Source organism: Acinetobacter sp. TAC-1 (assembly GCF_029025845.1).
Classification (GTDB): Bacteria; Pseudomonadota; Gammaproteobacteria; order Pseudomonadales; family Moraxellaceae; genus Acinetobacter; species Acinetobacter guillouiae.
Genome location: NZ_CP118892.1, coordinates 2,972,840 through 2,989,136, shown reverse-complemented (window position 1 = coordinate 2,989,136; position 16,297 = coordinate 2,972,840). Strand labels below are relative to the sequence as shown.

General features: G+C 43.2%; 15 protein-coding genes. 9 read left to right on the top strand and 6 right to left on the bottom strand.

The window, feature by feature from the left end; translation table 11 throughout:
- Positions 1–59 precede the first annotated feature (59 nt).
- Both PYV58_RS13930 and PYV58_RS13925 read left to right on the top strand, forming a co-directional pair.
- Positions 60–1,514: a benzaldehyde dehydrogenase gene (locus tag PYV58_RS13930; RefSeq protein ID WP_034616035.1), complete on the top strand. Its 1,455-nt coding sequence runs from the start codon at positions 60–62 to the stop codon at positions 1,512–1,514.
- Positions 1,515–1,547: 33 nt separating this feature from the next.
- Positions 1,548–2,663 carry an NAD(P)-dependent alcohol dehydrogenase gene (locus tag PYV58_RS13925; protein ID WP_034616037.1) on the top strand — a complete coding sequence of 372 codons (1,116 nt, stop codon included), beginning with the start codon at positions 1,548–1,550 and terminating at the stop codon, positions 2,661–2,663.
- 118 nt (positions 2,664–2,781) lie between these two features.
- Here PYV58_RS13925 and tatC read toward each other — a convergent pair whose 3' ends face one another.
- The 6 genes from tatC to PYV58_RS13895 form a co-directional block, all read right to left on the bottom strand.
- On the bottom strand, positions 2,782–3,567 hold the full coding sequence (gene tatC, locus PYV58_RS13920; protein WP_034616039.1) for a twin-arginine translocase subunit TatC: 786 nt from the start codon (positions 3,565–3,567) through the stop codon (positions 2,782–2,784).
- Entirely contained in the window at positions 3,564–4,046 is a 483-nt protein-coding gene (tatB, locus tag PYV58_RS13915) for a Sec-independent protein translocase protein TatB (protein WP_034616041.1), read from the bottom strand. Before tatB ends, tatC begins: the two co-directional genes overlap by 4 nt.
- 17 nt (positions 4,047–4,063) lie before the next feature.
- Complete coding sequence (gene tatA / locus PYV58_RS13910) at positions 4,064–4,282, bottom strand: Sec-independent protein translocase subunit TatA (RefSeq protein WP_004721526.1); 219 nt, start codon at positions 4,280–4,282, stop codon at positions 4,064–4,066.
- A gap of 566 nt (positions 4,283–4,848) precedes the next feature.
- Positions 4,849–5,610 (bottom strand): SDR family NAD(P)-dependent oxidoreductase, encoded by a 762-nt coding sequence (locus tag PYV58_RS13905; RefSeq protein ID WP_034616044.1) that lies wholly within the window; start codon positions 5,608–5,610, stop codon positions 4,849–4,851.
- 25 nt (positions 5,611–5,635) lie between these two features.
- Positions 5,636–6,589, bottom strand: a complete 954-nt coding sequence (locus PYV58_RS13900; RefSeq protein WP_034616046.1) for a C-terminal binding protein — start codon at positions 6,587–6,589, stop codon at positions 5,636–5,638.
- Positions 6,589–7,734, bottom strand: coding sequence for a fumarylacetoacetate hydrolase family protein (locus tag PYV58_RS13895; protein ID WP_275059551.1), 1,146 nt, complete (start codon positions 7,732–7,734; stop codon positions 6,589–6,591). Before PYV58_RS13895 ends, PYV58_RS13900 begins: the two co-directional genes overlap by 1 nt.
- A gap of 291 nt (positions 7,735–8,025) precedes the next feature.
- Here PYV58_RS13895 and PYV58_RS13890 point away from each other — a divergent pair, with 291 nt between their 5' ends.
- From PYV58_RS13890 to PYV58_RS13860, 7 genes are all read left to right on the top strand, one after another.
- A complete protein-coding gene (locus tag PYV58_RS13890; protein WP_034616053.1) occupies positions 8,026–9,510 on the top strand; it encodes an NAD-dependent succinate-semialdehyde dehydrogenase in 1,485 nt (494 codons plus the stop codon).
- 3 nt (positions 9,511–9,513) lie between these two features.
- Positions 9,514–11,031, top strand: coding sequence for a xylulokinase (gene xylB / locus PYV58_RS13885; protein ID WP_034616056.1), 1,518 nt, complete (start codon positions 9,514–9,516; stop codon positions 11,029–11,031).
- A 16-nt stretch (positions 11,032–11,047) separates the two neighbouring features.
- The gene (locus PYV58_RS13880; RefSeq protein WP_034616059.1) at positions 11,048–11,695 is read left to right on the top strand and encodes an HAD-IA family hydrolase; all 648 of its coding nucleotides are present in this window, start codon (positions 11,048–11,050) and stop codon (positions 11,693–11,695) included.
- A 39-nt stretch (positions 11,696–11,734) separates the two neighbouring features.
- Positions 11,735–12,574 carry a MurR/RpiR family transcriptional regulator gene (locus tag PYV58_RS13875; RefSeq protein WP_004721513.1) on the top strand — a complete coding sequence of 280 codons (840 nt, stop codon included), beginning with the start codon at positions 11,735–11,737 and terminating at the stop codon, positions 12,572–12,574.
- 47 nt (positions 12,575–12,621) lie between these two features.
- Positions 12,622–13,335, top strand: a complete 714-nt coding sequence (gene rpiA, locus PYV58_RS13870; protein WP_034616061.1) for a ribose 5-phosphate isomerase A — start codon at positions 12,622–12,624, stop codon at positions 13,333–13,335.
- A gap of 242 nt (positions 13,336–13,577) precedes the next feature.
- On the top strand, positions 13,578–14,687 hold the full coding sequence (locus tag PYV58_RS13865) for a sugar ABC transporter substrate-binding protein (protein WP_004820493.1): 1,110 nt from the start codon (positions 13,578–13,580) through the stop codon (positions 14,685–14,687).
- A gap of 46 nt (positions 14,688–14,733) precedes the next feature.
- Positions 14,734–16,263 (top strand): sugar ABC transporter ATP-binding protein, encoded by a 1,530-nt coding sequence (locus tag PYV58_RS13860; RefSeq protein WP_264673507.1) that lies wholly within the window; start codon positions 14,734–14,736, stop codon positions 16,261–16,263.
- The last annotated feature ends 34 nt before the right edge of the window (positions 16,264–16,297 follow it).

Sequence of the window (16,297 nt, the reverse complement as noted above, 5' to 3'; positions counted from 1 at the left end):
TACAAGGATGCAGTTGGAACAGTAAAGCAATTGTTTAAATAAATTTTGAAGAGGTCATCATGTCTATATTCACAAAAGAAGTTTGGGATAAAAAATTATTTAACGGTTCATGGCAGTCAGCCCAAGACACCTACAGTGTGATTGAGGTTGCAACAGGTCAAGTGCTTGGTGAAATCGGTTATGCCTCTGCCGCTGATGTGGTGAGTGCTGCACAACAAGCCAAAGCCGCTCAACAACAGTGGTGGGCTTTAAATTATCAAGAGCGTCAGGCAGTGTTTGAGCGAGCTGCTGCTTTACTGACAGAAAATCAAGCGGAAGTGATTGAGTGGCTGGTTAAGGAAAGTGGCTCATTACAACTGAAAGCAGGCTTTGAAGTGAGTATTGCGATTCAAGTGCTTAAACATTGTATTGCTTCACCTGCAACTGAACAGGGCACATTATTACCTACGCAAAATGGCAAATTAAGTATAGCGAAACGCTTGCCCTTAGGTGTTGTTGGGGTCATTTCTCCATTTAACTTTCCACTGTACTTAGCTTTACGTGCTGTGGCACCGGCTTTGGCCTTTGGTAATGCGGTGGTGTTAAAACCTGATGAGCGTACAGCAGTGTGCAGTGGCTATGTGATTGCACGGATTTTTGAACTTGCAGGATTGCCAAAGGGGCTGCTGCATGTATTGCCAGGTGGGGCAGAAGTTGGTGAAGCACTGACTTTGGATAAAAATATTGCCAGTATCCAATTTACGGGATCAACCCAAGTTGGACGGATTGTGGGGGCGAATGCGGCAAAGACCTTAAAGAAAGTCTCTCTAGAATTGGGTGGGAAAAACTCACTGATTATTTTGGATGATGCGGATATTGAGTTGGCAGCAGAAAATATTGCATGGGGTGCATTTTTACATTCTGGGCAGATTTGTATGACCTCTGGCAAGATTTTGATTCACCAAAAAATTTATCAACAGGTCAAACAGCGTGTCATTGAAAAAGTGCAGAATTTTGTGGTAGGGAATCCTTGTGACAAGAATGTCACCATTGGGCCATTGATCAATGCCAAACAAGCGCAACGTGTAGAACAATTGGTCAGCGCTGCGGTTAATGAAGGCGCAACATTGGAAATCGGTGGACATGCCGATGGGGTGTTTTTTCAACCGACTGTACTGACCGATGTGACTGCAAACAATTCGATTTTTAGTGAAGAGATTTTTGGTCCTGTTGCCGTGTTGATCCCGTTTAGCTCAGATGAACAGGCCATTGAATTAGCCAATGACGGCGATTATGGGCTTTCAGCAGGCATTATTACCTCCAATGTGGGACGAGGTATGCAACTCGGAGCGCAGCTTAAAGTGGGCTTGCTACATATCAACGATCAGACCGTAAATGATGAAACGGTCAATCCATTTGGTGGTTTTGGTTCATCAGGTAATGGTACGCGTATTGGCGGCCCTGCCAATGCCGATGAATTTACCCAATGGCAATGGATTACAGTACAGGCTCAAGCGCCACATTATCCTTTTTAAACAATTAAATAAATCATTACAGGACGTTATACGATGAGTGAATTAAAAGATATTATTGCCGCAGTGACCCCATGTAAAGGTGCTGACTTTGAGCTGCAAGCTTTAAAAATACGTCAGCCGCAAGGTGATGAAGTATTGGTAAAAGTGGTTGCTACAGGAATGTGCCATACCGATCTGATTGTACGTGATCAATATTATCCGGTTCCGCTGCCTGCTGTCCTTGGACATGAAGGGTCAGGAATTATCGAGGCGATTGGCCCTAATGTAACCGAGCTTCAAGTGGGCGATCATGTGGTCTTAAGTTACGGGTATTGTGGAAAATGTACCCAATGTAATACTGGAAATCCTGCCTATTGTTCAGAGTTTTTTGGACGAAATTTTAGTGGGGCGGATTCAGAAGGGAATCATGCACTTTGTACCCATGATCATGGCGTGGTAAATGATCATTTTTTTGCCCAATCCTCCTTTGCAACCTATGCTTTAAGTCGTGAAAATAACACGGTTAAAGTGACCAAAGACGTACCAATTGAACTATTAGGACCATTAGGTTGTGGTATTCAAACAGGTGCTGGTGCATGTATAAATGCTTTAAAAGTGACACCTTCCAGTAGTTTTGTGACTTGGGGTGCTGGTGCTGTTGGTCTGAGTGCTTTGCTTGCGGCAAAAGTGTGTGGTGCTTCGATCATTATTGCTGTTGATATTGTTGAATCTCGTTTGGAGCTGGCAAAACAATTGGGTGCAACCCATGTGATCAATAGTAAAACTCAAGATCCTGTGGCTGCGATTAAAGAGATTACCGATGGTGGAGCCAACTTTGCATTGGAATCTACTGGGCGACCTGAGATATTAAAGCAAGGTGTTGATGCGCTGGGAATTTTAGGCAAAATCGCCGTGGTAGGTGCACCTCAATTAGGCACAACTGCACAATTTGATGTAAATGATCTGTTATTGGGTGGGAAAACCATTTTAGGTGTTGTTGAGGGGAGTGGCTCACCCAAGAAATTTATCCCTGAGTTAGTCCGCTTATATCAACAAGGGAAATTTCCATTTGACCAACTTGTAAAATTCTATGCATTTGATGAAATCAATCAAGCTGCGATAGATAGTCACAAGGGTATTACACTCAAACCGATTATTAAAATTGCATAATCTTGTATGGCATGCTCATTGATGAGCATGCCATTTCTTTGATTATAAGTTTTTTAAGTTTAAATTTTGGGTTTAGTTTCAGATTTTAGGTTAAGTGTTTTAAGCTATTTGGATGAGTTTAGCGCTTTCTTCGCTTTTCCAGTAATTTTCCAAATAATAAACCCAGCTCAAACAATAACCACATTGGGATCGCAAGCATAATCATGGAAATTGCATCAGGTGGTGTTACAAACATAGCGATAAAAAAACAGCCCACTATAATAAAGCGGCGTTTTGCAATTAAACTCTGAGTGCTAACCACACCAATTAAAATCAATAAAAGTGTGATCATTGGAATTTCAAAAGTTACCCCAAACACCAAAAATAACTTTAAACAAAAGCTGAGATAACTATTGATATCGGTCATGGGTGCGACGGTTTCGGGGGAGACACTGATGAAAAAATGCAGAATAGAAGGCAGTACAATAAAGTAAGCGAAGGCAATCCCTGCGTAAAATAATAGGATGCTACCCAACAACAAGGGAAGTGCCAGAGATCTTTCTTTTTCATAAAGTGCGGGTTTAATAAAACTCCAGAGCTGATAAATAATAAAAGGCATTGCCAGCAGAATTGCCACAAAAAAGTTAAGCTTAAAGGGTGCCATAAACGTTGCAGTAACATCTGTTGCGATCATGGATGAATTGGCAGGAAGTTGTGCTCTTAACGGTTCTGAGAGTAGTTGATATGTTCGATTGGCAAAAGGCAATAAACAAAAAAATAGTGCGAATAGAACCCCTACCGTTTTAAACAAATGTTGACGAAGCGCGACCAAATGTTCAATCAATGGCATTTGCTGTAGTTCTTCAGACGGTAGGTCTTTTGCAATCACAGCGGGTGATGAAGATTGAGGGAGCTGTGTATTCATGCGATCACCTTTAATTTTACTGGAGATGAGGCTTTAGGCTCTGTCTGATGATCATCAGATGCTTGTTGATGCTGTAAATAGTTTTGTAAATAATAGGGTGTAAATACTGAGTAATACGCTTGATTATTCAATAAATTACAATAAATCAAACTGTTAAACTTTGCTGTTTTTTCAGTAGCGCTACTCTGTAGCTGTTGTTTAGCGTCGCTTGCCTCTGTTTGCTGCCGAAGTTCAGCAAGTTGGGATTGCATTTTTTGTTCAAGCTCGGCCATACGCTGCATTTCTTGTTGGACTTGCTCACGCAGTTCGGATAATCCGAGTTCACGGTCAATATCTTGTTTGGCATTGTTCACAAAATGCATGAGTTTGGCATACCATTTCCCCGCGAAACGAGCGGCCTCTGGCAGTTTTTCTGGCCCAAGTACCAGAAGAGCGATAATGCCAAACACAAAAAGTTCAGACATTCCAACATTAAACATCTATATCATCCCTAAACTTAGCTGTTAATGGTTGAGTCGGATGGTTTCTTGGTCTCCTCATGTTCAAGCGTGTTGGTCTCTTTCAATGCGATGTTTTCTTCCTCACGCATTGATTTTTTAAAGTCTTTGACTGCGCCGCCAACATCTTTACCAATATTTTTAAGCTTAGATGTCCCGAATAATAAAATAACCACAATTGCAAAAATGATCACATGCCAAATTGATAAACCAGCCATAGTGTTCTCCCTTGTTATTCCTGTCCATGAGAATTGATTTTTACTGTATTGATATCAACATCCATTGATTCAATTCATTGTTTTAAATAACCTAATCATTTAGGGTCTTACATTTAAAAGCAGTGCATTTAAAATGAATAGGTTTTGAGCGAGTAGGGTATAAGTTAAGTTTTTAAAAGAGAAAATTTCAATAAATTCACAAGAATTTTTTCTCTTTCAGCATCATTTTCACTTTGTTTGTCCAGTCAATTAAATTCCGTTTAATCCTTGGGATATTCTTGTTTAAATCGTCTTTTAATATCGAAATAGTGTTGAAAATAATCATTGCTATATTTCAGTGGTTGTTTTAGTCATCTCTCCTGTAATGGATAAATTAAGCAGATGAGGCTTGAGTTGCTTTGGGCTATTCAGCTTGATTAAACAACAAGCCGCTCAACTGGATTGCTGATCCACTATATCTGTACCATACCCCATAATCTGATTCTGTTCCAATGCTTGAATAAGATCATCTTCCTTTATTTTCGAGTTAGGCCCAAGCTTAATAGATCGCATTGAGCGTGTTGATTTTAAATACAGGTATAACCAGCATCCGCCGTAATGATTGAACCTGTGATTAGACTTGAGGCATCTGAAGCCAGAAATTGCACAATAGACGCAATTTCATGCGCTTGTCCCATACGGTTAGCCGGTGTCATATCCAGCCATTGATTGACTAAGTGATCTTGGTTTTCAAGGTTTTTTAATAACGGTGTTTCAATATAGGTGGGGGCAACAGCATTCACTCGAATATGACGTTGAGCCCATTCAACTGCAAGCGATTTCGTTAAATGATGCACGCCTGCTTTTGAGGCATTGTAGTGACATTGCGGTTGTGGCACGTTGACAATCTGTCCTGACATTGAACCAATATTGATAATCGATCCTCGTCCAGCATCTAGCATTTGACGGGCAAAGCCACGACAAGTTTTAAAGATGTCAGTCAAGTTGATGTTGATGACATTATCCCACTCCTCATCTGTCATGTGCTCAGCTGGGGTATTCGTCACAATGCCCGCATTACATACCAATATATCCAGCGCTGGTAATGCTTGAGCAAGCGCGTTAATCGCTGCACTATCCGTGACATCTAAGCTTTCCGCACGTGCAACATAGCCCTTGGCCTTTAACGCTTGTGAAGTTGTTGTTGCACGATCCAGTAAGATGTCGGTACAAATAACTTCGGCACCTGTCGCAGCAAGTGCTTCAGCAATTGCTGCGCCTATGCCTTGACCTGCACCTGTGACCAGTGCCAGTTTATTGCTTAAGTCCATTTTCTTGCGATAATCCATATCTTTTCTCTTTGTCTTTTCCATTTTATGTGATGAGTGAGCATCGTAACGGTTCACCACGTAAACTGCGTAATGCTTCTTCAGCGGCTAAGCGCTGTAAGGTATCTACCGATGTATCAGAAAAAAACGCTGCATGTGGAGACATGATTAAATGAGGTGCTGTACGTAAAGGCGAGTCTGCTGGTAATGGCTCTTGTGCAAAGACATCGAGTCCTGCGCCTGAGATTTGTCCACTGAACAAGGCTGCGGCTAATGCTGTTTCATCAATCAGTCCACCTCTTGAGCAATTGATAATGATTGAACCCTGAGGCATTTTTGCCATCGCCTCAGCATCAATCAAATGACGTGTTGCTGAGGTCAGTGGAACATGTAGCGATAAAACATGGGCAGAAGAAATCACTTGATCCTGTGACATCAGGTGAACGCCTAGTGTTTTTGCTTGCGCTTCAGTGACATATGGGTCAAAGCCAATCATATGACAACCAAAGGCTGCGAGGCGTGAGGCATAAGCTTTCGCAATACGTCCTAGCCCGATTAAACCTACAGTGGTATTACGCAATGAACGAATACCTGTAACCATCTGGTCGATCTTCCATTCACCTGCGCGGATACCTTGGTCATACTGATTGAGTTTACGAGCCATCATCAAGGTCATGGCAGCTGCATGATCAGCGACTTCTTCAATACCATAATCAGGTACATTACATACCTGTATCCCAAGTTGTTTTGCGGCGACGAGATCAACATTATCGACACCAACGCCATAACGTACAATGGTTGCACCAGTTGCCATGGCCTGCATCACACGATGGGTCATTGGTGCAAAGTTGTTGAGTACTACATTTGCTCCTGCAACGGCTTGTAGTGTTTCTGCTTCACTACGGCATTGAAATGCTGCAAAACTTGCCCCAGCAACTTGCGCGGCTGCTTGCTCATGTCGTGTATTGCCAAAGGCTTGATCAGTGACCACTAATTTCATTAGAGCACTCCTCGTTTTACTAAATTACGCATCAGTGCACGGATTCCATAAGTCCATGGTTGTGCTTGATCAGCATAAACAACAGTATTACGTAATGTGCCTAAAAGCGGAGTTGAGATTTCGACCACGTCACCTGGTTTATGGGTAAAGCCAGAACCTTGACCTTCTCGATCTTGTGTTGGCGCAAACATTGTGCCTAAAAATAACATAAAGCCATCTGGGTACTGATGCGAGTCATTGTAGGTTTGTGCGACTAGATGTGCGGGTTTACGACTGATTTCCGCCATATTGGAATGTCCCGACATGCTAAAACCATCTTCTGCACCAGTTACAGACATGTGAAGCGTGGCATTCTCAATATCGCTCAGGGTGAAATCTGAGTCAAATAGACGAATAAACGGGCCAATTGAACATGATGCGTTATTGTCTTTTGCCTTGCCGAGTAATAGCGCTGAACGGCCTTCAACATCGCGTAGATTGACATCATTGCCCAGCGTTGCACCACGAATATTGCCTTGGCTATCCACCGCCAACACTATTTCTGGCTCAGGGTTGTTCCATGCTGAAATCCGATTAATTCCCACTTGTGCACCATAACCTACAGCAGACATGGGTTGTGACTTGGTGAAGACTTCGGCATCTGGCCCAATCCCGACTTCGAGATATTGTGACCATAAACCTTCAGCGATCAAGGTCGCTTTAACTTCGGCTGCTTGCTCAGAACCCGCTTGAATATTCGATAAACTGCCGCCGATTAGTGTACCTATACGTTGACGTAATGCTTCGGCACGAGCTGGATCACCCGAGGTTCGTTCATCGATGACACGTTCAACCATACTTTTGGCAAAAGTAACCCCACAAGCTTTTAAGGATTGAAAGTCACAGGGTGCAAGTAAGCAAGGACGATCTGCGTGGTAACCCATTTCTGTAGGATCAAGCACCAAATCTTCAATTCTTCCAAGTACTTCACCTGTGAGTTGGTCAAAACGACCAGCAGGATCATGGTCAAGAAAATCAGCCATTGAGATGACTGACTCAGTAACATCAATCAGTATGTTGTCACGTAAGATGACAACCGATGGCCCTTTGTGAGGAAGCCAAACACGTCCAACCAATTTGGCGCTGTTGAGTGATGTGGGTAACATGGAGAATCCTTCCTTTGTTTATCATTTGCTCTATCTAGTAATACTACTTTTTAATTTTAGCATTGGTCAAGTAGTGTATTGAGTATATGCAGAGATTATTCGCTTATATTAATAGATTATGTGTTTATATAATTGTTTTTTAATTATAAAATATTTTATTTTTATTGTTGATTTTGATGTTTTCCCAAAGGGTTTTTAGATAATTTATAAATTATTCTTGCATAAAAATAGTATTACTATATATTTTAACAATGAATAACAAGATTACTCGCATAGGAAGGCGTGAAGTAAATGATGAAAAATAATGCTTTAGCTGAATCAATCGCTGTACTCGACAGTACTTTATATATCGACGGAAAATTTTCTAAAGGTAAAGGACCACGCTTGCCTGTGCTAAACCCTGCAACGGGTGAGGTGATTGGTCATATTGCTGCAGCAACAACGGATGAGATTGATGCGGCTGTTTTTGCTGCACGTCATGCATTTGCTTCATGGTCTAAGCTTGTGCCAAAAACGCGTGCGATCGCTTTGCATCGTTTAGGCGACCTTATTGCTGCGGATGCCTTAAATATGGCAATGATCATGACAGCGGAACAAGGCAAGCCTGTTAATGAAGCAAAAGGTGAAATTCTAAAACTCGCTGAAGCATGTCATTTTTATGCTGAAGAAGCCACGCGAGTGCATGGTGAAATTATTCCCAATGATCAACAAGGATTCCAAAGTTTAGTGGTACGTGAACCGATTGGAGTGGTTGCTGCAATTACACCATGGAACTATCCCGCTGAGTTGGTTGGATGGAAATTATGTGCCAGCCTTGCTGCTGGATGTAGCATCGTTATTAAACCTGCTGAATTGACGCCATTTACTGCTTTGGCAATTGCACAAAAATGTCATGCAGCAGGTATTCCTGCAGGTGTAGTCAATGTATTGACAGGTAAAGGCTCACAAGTGGGGCAGGCACTGGTCGAGCATCCGCAAGTGGATAAAATTGCATTTACGGGCTCAAGTGCAGTGGGTTTGCATATTCAACAAAGCTGCCTACAAGTGAAGCGACTGTCTTTAGAGTTGGGTGGCAATTGCCCAATGATTGTCACTGCGAGTGCCGATCTTGATGCAGCGGTCAAAGGTGCAGCACGTCGTAGCTTCCGTAATTGTGGACAAATCTGTATTGCGATTAATCGCATCTATGTGCATCGCGCAGTATATGAGGAGTTTGTTACTCAACTTGCAGCAGCAGCTGATGCATTGAGTGTCGATAACGGCTTGGAAAATCCAGCCGCTGATCTCGGCGCAATGGCATCTGCTGAACCTTTGGATAAAACGCGTATCCATCTCCAAGATGCTTTGGTTAAAGGCGCACGATTGGTGGCTGGTGGTAAAGCACCAGAGGGGACTCAATATGCCAAAGGACATTTTTTTCGTCCAACTGTGATCGCGGATTGTAAGCATAGTATGCAAGTCATGAGCGAAGAAACGTTTGGTCCTTTGGTTGGGGTTGCACCTTTTGATGATTTGGATGAGGCAATCAACTATGCCAATGATACGCCTTATGGTTTAGCAGCTTATTGTTATGCTCAAAATTTGACAGAAATTCATCGGGTTTCAGCGGGTCTTGACTATGGCAATGTTGCGATCAATAACGTTGACGCTGGAATAATGAATGCTGCTTATGGTGGTCGTAAGCAAAGTGGCGTTGGCTACGAACATGGTCGTGAAGGATTGCTTGAATATTTTAATTTCAAACATATTCGTTTACACCACGGCGTGGAGAATTGATTTATGCAAGTACTTCTAGGGATAGATATAGGAACTTCAGGATGTAAGGCTTTATTGATCGATATTGAAGGAAAAGTTGTTGCAGCCGATATCGCAACTTATCCATTGTCTAGGCCTCGACCAGGTTGGACTGAGCAAGATCCTGAATTGTGGGTGGAGGGTGCACGTCAGGCTGTCGCAGGGGCATTGGCCAAAGCGCTTCCAGTGCAAATATTGTGTATTGGCTTGTCTGGGCAGATGCATGGTTTGGTTCCACTTGATGCTTCACAGCAAGTTTTACGCCCAGCCATTTTATGGAATGATCAACGTAATCAAGCTGAATGTGATGATATTGTCGTGGCTGCTGGTGGCTTAGATGGATTACTTGCGGCAACCAATAACAGAATGTTGGTGGGCTATACCGGTGGCAAAATTCTTTGGATGCAACGCCATGAGCCTGAACTGTTTGCGCGTATGCGTAGCATGCTGAACCCGAAAGATTATTTGCGTTTACGTCTGACTGGGGTGATTGCCACTGAGGTTTCTGATGCTTCTGGCACAGGCTTGTTTGATGTGCGTGCACGACAATGGGCGATGGGCTTGATTGAAAAGATAGGAATTGATCCTGCAATACTCCCACCGGTATTTGAATCACAAGTGATTTCAGGACACGTCTCAGCAGCAGGTGCAGCACTCTTCGGTCTTCCAGAGGGATTGCCTGTTGCGGGTGGGGGCGGGGATTCGGTAATTCAGACTTTTGGTTCTGGGGTGATTGAGCCGGGTGAATTGCAAACCACACTTGGTACAGGTGGGATCCTCGCTGCTGCCTTAGATACAGCACAAGAAAACCCGAAAGGTCGTTTGCAGGTTTTCTGCAATGTGGCTGCTGATAAATGGCATTGTATGGGTGTCTCCCTCAATGCTGGCAGTGCAATGAATTGGTTTCGTGAGAATTTTTGTCATATTGCTGACGGGCAACATCTTTCATTTGAACAAATTGTTGCCAAAGCAACAGCGAGTACGGCGGGTGCAAAGGGCTTATTGTTTTTACCTTATCTGTATGGCGAGCGTTGCCCACATGCCGACCCTAAAGCGCGTGGTGCGCTTATCGGTCTCACTGCGCGACATGATTGTGGTGATGTTGCTCGGTCTGTGATGGAAGGGGTGGTGCATGCCTTGGCGGATATGTATTCCTTAATGCAGCCATTAGGGATTGAAAAGCATGTGATTAAAGCTTCTGGGGGTGGTGCAAAGTCTACCCTTTGGCGACAAATCCAGGCCGATGTATTTGGTTGTGAGGTGGTGACGACCGATGGTGCTGCTGAAGGTGCCGCCTTTGGTGCTGCATTGGTTGCTGGCTTGGCAATGGGGGTTTGGCCCGATGCGCAGAGTGCGATCAAAAACTTTCGGGCAATTTCTAGAGAACAGCCAAATTTAGCAGTCACTGAGGTGTATGCACAAGCGCATGAAATGTATCGCAGTCTCTATCCCGTATTGGGGCAAGCGCTTACCGCGTTAAGTTCTCCAATTTTTGACCAATAATTCTCAGGAGTTTTTTATGACTGCTTATTCTGCATTTATCTTTGATTTAGATGGCACGCTGATTGATAGTGCGCCTGATATTGCGGAGGCTTTAAATATTGGCTTTGCTCAAAATGGTTGGCCCAAGCTTGAGGCGCATTTTGTTGAAAAATTTCTTGGCAATGGTCCACGTCGGCTGATTATCGATATTTTAGATGAATTGGGTGTTACGTATGACGAACTCACCTTACAGCAAACTCTACAATGCTACCAACAGGCGTATCTGGCCAATCCTGCGGGGCATACCCGAATTTTTCCACACGTACGTGAAGATCTTGAGGCGTTAAAATCGGCTGGGATAAAATTGGGCATTTGTACCAACAAAACCCATGCAATCACTGCTAAAGTGTTGCAGCAATTGGGCTTGTCTGAATTATTTGATGTGGCCTTGGGTGCGGATGTGGTACCTGCCTGTAAACCAGATCCAAAACATTTGTTGGCTGTGGCGGACGCGATGAATTTGGTTTCTGGTGGCTGGGCTTATGTTGGCGATACACCCATTGATCAACAAGCCGCAGTGGGTGCCGATGTGCCTTTTTTTGTTGTACCTTGGGGCGGTGGCCCAGAAGTGGAGATTTCTGCCAAGCAACGTTTAAGTCGTTTGGCGGATTTATTACAAGTTTGATTTGATGTGCTGTCAAGTGGCGGCGAGGAGTGTGGTGGGATGACCGTCAGTTTGTTACAGCGGATTCTTCAAGAAAGTGAAAATATGCATCGTGCTGAACGACGTGTGGCTGATTTTGTGGTGACATCACCATCTGAAGTGATCCAGATGAGTATGGCGAGTCTGTCTGAAGTCTGTTCTGTCAGTGATCCAACCATTATGCGCTTTTGCCGCCGTTTTGGTTTTGAGGGTTATCAGGATTTAAAACTTCAGTTGGCGCAGAGCTTAGTGCCATCTGCACCATTTGCTTATGAGCAAATTATTCCCAATGACAGTATTGAAAATATTGTGCGGAAAACCTGCCGTAATTCACTGAATGCAATTCAGCGCTTGGCTGAAGATTTAGTGCCAGAGCAAATCACGGCGGGAGCAGGTTGCCTACAAGCAGCAAATTGGGTTGGCATTTATGCTACAGGAATGTCTGAAATCAATGCTGTGGATGCAGAACATAAATTTCAACGACTGGGTATCCGCTGTCAGGCCTTGCTTGGTACAAAGCACCAACGTATTCATGCCGATAGCGCCAGACCTGAAGAAGTTATTTTGATTTATTCGCAGTCTGGACATACGCGGAAAATGGTTGAGATTGCCAGCATTGCCCGTAAACGTGGTGCAAAAGTGGTTTCGATTACGGCACATGATAGTCCATTGGCACAGATTTCAGATGTGCTGATTGCCGTGCAGCCTTATGAGCATACTGAGCTTATGACGCCGTTGGCTTCACGTCTGAACCATCATCTGGTGACCAATATGTTAGTCACTGCCATTGCAATCGCAAGTGGTAGTCAATTTCCTGATCAATTGCCGGCGCTTGATTTATGGCACACGGACAAGATTTGATCAATTAAAAAGTAGCAGTGAAGCTGCGTAAGTAACAGGAGTACTGAATGAGTAATCAACAGGATGAGGCAAAAAAAGTAGCAGGACGCCGAGTAATTCAGGATTTTATCCATGATGGTATGAAATTGGGCTTAGGTTCTGGAACGACATCGCATTTTTTTGTTCGAGAGTTGGGTGCACACATCCGAGAACATGGATTAACCCTGAGGTGTACCACCACTTCTCGTTCAACCATTGAGGTGGCACAACAGGTGGGGATTGAAATCACGGATCCCAATGAGATCGGTGAAATTGATCTGACCATTGATGGTCCAGATGAAGTTGATCATCAGTTTAATATGATCAAAGGCGGTGGTGCTTGTTTGCTTTGGGAGAAGATCATCGCACATGCTTCTAAACAAATGATCTGTATTTGTGATGAAACCAAGATTGTCGATTGTTTGGGTGGCTTTCCGCTTCCAGTTGAGGTGGTGCAATTTGCATGGAAGCAAACCTTAGTAATGGTTGAACGTGTACTTGCAGAACATGGTATTGACAATATACGGATTGAACGTCGAATGCGTGATGGGCAACCCGTCGTGACAGACAGTGGTCATTTTATTCTAGACTGCCATTGTGGGCCAATAATCAAAGATCCATCACCATTAGAGATTGAGCTCAATCGAATTCCGGGTGTGGTCGAAAATGGTCTGTTTACCCGTGAAGCGGTGGGGATGGTGGTGGCGTGTTTTGATGGAACCTCTTACGTCAAAATGCGATAATATAGTAAAACTATATTTTATGGTTATAAAACTAAAATCGATTTACCAGAATAAAATGGTTGATATTTCTCTTAAATATCCGTGTTTATTATATATTTAAGCTTTTATTGTTTAATTTTAAGTATCTATTTATTGTATCTAAAGATTATTTTTTAAATATTCTGTATGGGATGTTATTGACAGTTTAATTGAAAATGTAGTATTACTAGATTTAATAAATAAGGAATAAAGGAGATATTCCAATGACAAAATCAAATCAGGGCGGAATAACCCGCCGTAATCTATTTAAAAGCGCAGTTGCAGCAGGTATAGGACTGAGTTTGGGGGGAGGGCTTATAGGATGTAGTCGTTCTACATCAACCGCAACTCGTCTTTCAATTCCATATTCCAATAAAAGTCTTGATTACTACTTTTTTGTGATTCAGGAAGAAGCTGTTAAACGTGCGGTGCAAGCCAACTCAGGCGAGTTTCAAGCCACCAATGCAAACTTTGACAGTACCCGTCAGCTTGAGCAGTGGCAGAGCTTACTCTTATCAAAACCATCGGCGATTATTTCAGATTCAATAGACAGTCAGGCGATTGTTTCTGCCATCCAGCGCTATAACCAGCAAAAAATTCCTGTCGGTATTATCGATACGCCTGCGGATGGTGGTGATGTCGCAATTACTGTGAGTTTTGATAATTTTCAAGGCGGTGTCATTGCTGCAGAGGAGATTGTAAGTCGTCTGGTCAAAAAGTACGGAAAGCCAAAAGGTAAAGTCTTAAATTGTTTTGGTGCTTTGGCTTCTGTGGCATGGCGTTTACGTAAAGAAGGCATGGATTCAGTTTTTGCGAAATACCCAGAAATTACCTATTTGTCTCGACCGACTGAAGGGCAACTGGAAAAAATGCTGGCGGTAACTTTATCTACCTTATCTGAGCATCCTGATCTAGATGCTGTACATGCACCTTCAGATTCTCCTGCTCGCGGTATTGCGACTGCATTGCAACAAAGAAATCGTTGGAAGAAGGTCGGTGAGGAAGGCCATGTTATTTTCGTGACGATTGATGGTGAACCAATTGCTTTGAAATGGATTCAGGAAGGCTATATGGATGCATGTGTATCCCAAGACCCAATCGCTTATGGTGAGATTGCAGTTGAAATGCTAACTAAGCATTCATTGAAGAATGCAGAAGTGCCTTTGGGTGAATACCACAACACCAAGTACTTTTGGGAAAAAGGCGTCATCGTAAAAGGTAAAACAGGACCAACACTGATTATTCCTGCTTTTGTCATCAATAAGGACAATGCAAGTGATGCAAGACATTGGGGGGCAGTGGCTGAGAAGGATTGGGGCATTCCCTATGCTTAATTCGCATTGAGTAAAGCAGACTTGTTCCAGTGATGACAAATAAGCAATGTTGAGAGAAAAAATGGGATTACATGAACGGAATATTGATAAGGCAATTAATGAGAAGATCCTAAGCATTGACAATGTGACCAAAAGTTATGGTGTGGTTCAAGCACTACGCGGTGTCACGGTTGAGATTGGTAAAGGTTCTATTCATGGCTTGCTGGGTGAAAACGGTGCAGGTAAATCCACATTGGTTGGCATCATTTCGGGACAAGTCACCCCCACATCTGGGCGAATTATTTTAAATGGTCGTGTACTTGAGCATGTTGATGTCAAAGCAATGGAAGCCGCTGGGGTTTTCTTGGTGACACAAGAGCCAATGATCATTGACAACATGACCGCAGAAGAAAACCTGATGCTGGGTATTTGGCCGAATAAAAAAGGCTTTATCGATTGGAAAACTTTGCGTGGCAATGCAAGTCGCATGCTTGAAGGAACCAATATCGATGCCAAAGCGCTAGCAGGGCATTTAAATGCGGTGGCACGACGTAAGTTAAATATTCTACGGGCGATGTTCTCTGGTGGTCGAGTGATTATTTTGGATGAGCCAACAGCGGCATTAACTGTTGCTGATCGCCGTCAGTTATTTGATTTTATGCATAAATTAAAAGCTACGGGGGTAACGTTTATCTTTATCTCACACTACAACGATGAAATTCTTGAAATTTGTGATGCGGTGACTGTATTACGTGATGGCAGTTTGGCAGGTGGTTCTGACAATGTGAGTAACATGAGTTCTGAACAACTGACTGAGTTGGTGATCGGGAGAGATCTTGCGCTTTTTCAACGGGAGCGATGTGATTACACCGGTCAAATCCCTGCTGTTTGTTTAAAAAATATATATGGCAAAGATTTGGCCTTGCAACAACTGAACATTGGTCCAGGCGAAGTGATTGGATTTACAGGTCTGCCTGGCGCAGGTGCCAAAGAAATTGCTCGGGCAATCTTTGGATTGCATCCTGCAAAAGGCTCAATTTCAATGCATGGCGAAGATGCGCAAGCTTTAGCAACATCTCCACATGAAGCCTTTGATATGGGAATTGCTTATCTTTCTGATGATCGTCGTCATGATGGGGCGGTGGGACAGATGTCAATTGGATCGAATATTGCGCTTTCTTCTTTATCACAACGCTCAAAATTGGGATTTATCGATCAACAGGCAGAGGATTCGGTGATTCAGCATTATTTTAACGCAATGGGGGTGAAAGCCCCCAATGCTGAATATGCAGTGGATACATTGAGTGGTGGTAATCAACAAAAAGTGTGCTTAGGACGAGTGTTGGCAGCAAAGCCACGATTGCTGATGGTGGATGAACCGACACGTGGAATTGATATTGGGGTGAAACAAGATGTATTGCGCATCATTGATGAACTTAGTCGTGCTGGTGTTGCGGTCATCATTGTTTCAACCGATATGGACGAATTGATTCGTGTGGTCGACCGGGTGTGTATTTTTGATCAAGGGACTGTAAAAGAAACATTGACGGGTCAGGAGATTACCGTCGACCGTCTACGCGCATCCGTTCAGGCGTGATGTCACGAGACAATCATAAGGATAGATGCAATGA

Coding starts and splice junctions, on each gene's coding strand:
- PYV58_RS13930 (WP_034616035.1), top strand. CDS start 60: ATGTCTATATTCACAAAAGAAGTTTGGGATAAAAAATTATTTAACGGT.
- PYV58_RS13925 (WP_034616037.1), top strand. CDS start 1,548: ATGAGTGAATTAAAAGATATTATTGCCGCAGTGACCCCATGTAAAGGT.
- tatC (WP_034616039.1), bottom strand. CDS start 3,567: ATGAATACACAGCTCCCTCAATCTTCATCACCCGCTGTGATTGCAAAA.
- tatB (WP_034616041.1), bottom strand. CDS start 4,046: ATGTTTAATGTTGGAATGTCTGAACTTTTTGTGTTTGGCATTATCGCT.
- tatA (WP_004721526.1), bottom strand. CDS start 4,282: ATGGCTGGTTTATCAATTTGGCATGTGATCATTTTTGCAATTGTGGTT.
- PYV58_RS13905 (WP_034616044.1), bottom strand. CDS start 5,610: ATGGATTATCGCAAGAAAATGGACTTAAGCAATAAACTGGCACTGGTC.
- PYV58_RS13900 (WP_034616046.1), bottom strand. CDS start 6,589: ATGAAATTAGTGGTCACTGATCAAGCCTTTGGCAATACACGACATGAG.
- PYV58_RS13895 (WP_275059551.1), bottom strand. CDS start 7,734: ATGTTACCCACATCACTCAACAGCGCCAAATTGGTTGGACGTGTTTGG.
- PYV58_RS13890 (WP_034616053.1), top strand. CDS start 8,026: ATGATGAAAAATAATGCTTTAGCTGAATCAATCGCTGTACTCGACAGT.
- xylB (WP_034616056.1), top strand. CDS start 9,514: ATGCAAGTACTTCTAGGGATAGATATAGGAACTTCAGGATGTAAGGCT.
- PYV58_RS13880 (WP_034616059.1), top strand. CDS start 11,048: ATGACTGCTTATTCTGCATTTATCTTTGATTTAGATGGCACGCTGATT.
- PYV58_RS13875 (WP_004721513.1), top strand. CDS start 11,735: ATGACCGTCAGTTTGTTACAGCGGATTCTTCAAGAAAGTGAAAATATG.
- rpiA (WP_034616061.1), top strand. CDS start 12,622: ATGAGTAATCAACAGGATGAGGCAAAAAAAGTAGCAGGACGCCGAGTA.
- PYV58_RS13865 (WP_004820493.1), top strand. CDS start 13,578: ATGACAAAATCAAATCAGGGCGGAATAACCCGCCGTAATCTATTTAAA.
- PYV58_RS13860 (WP_264673507.1), top strand. CDS start 14,734: ATGTTGAGAGAAAAAATGGGATTACATGAACGGAATATTGATAAGGCA.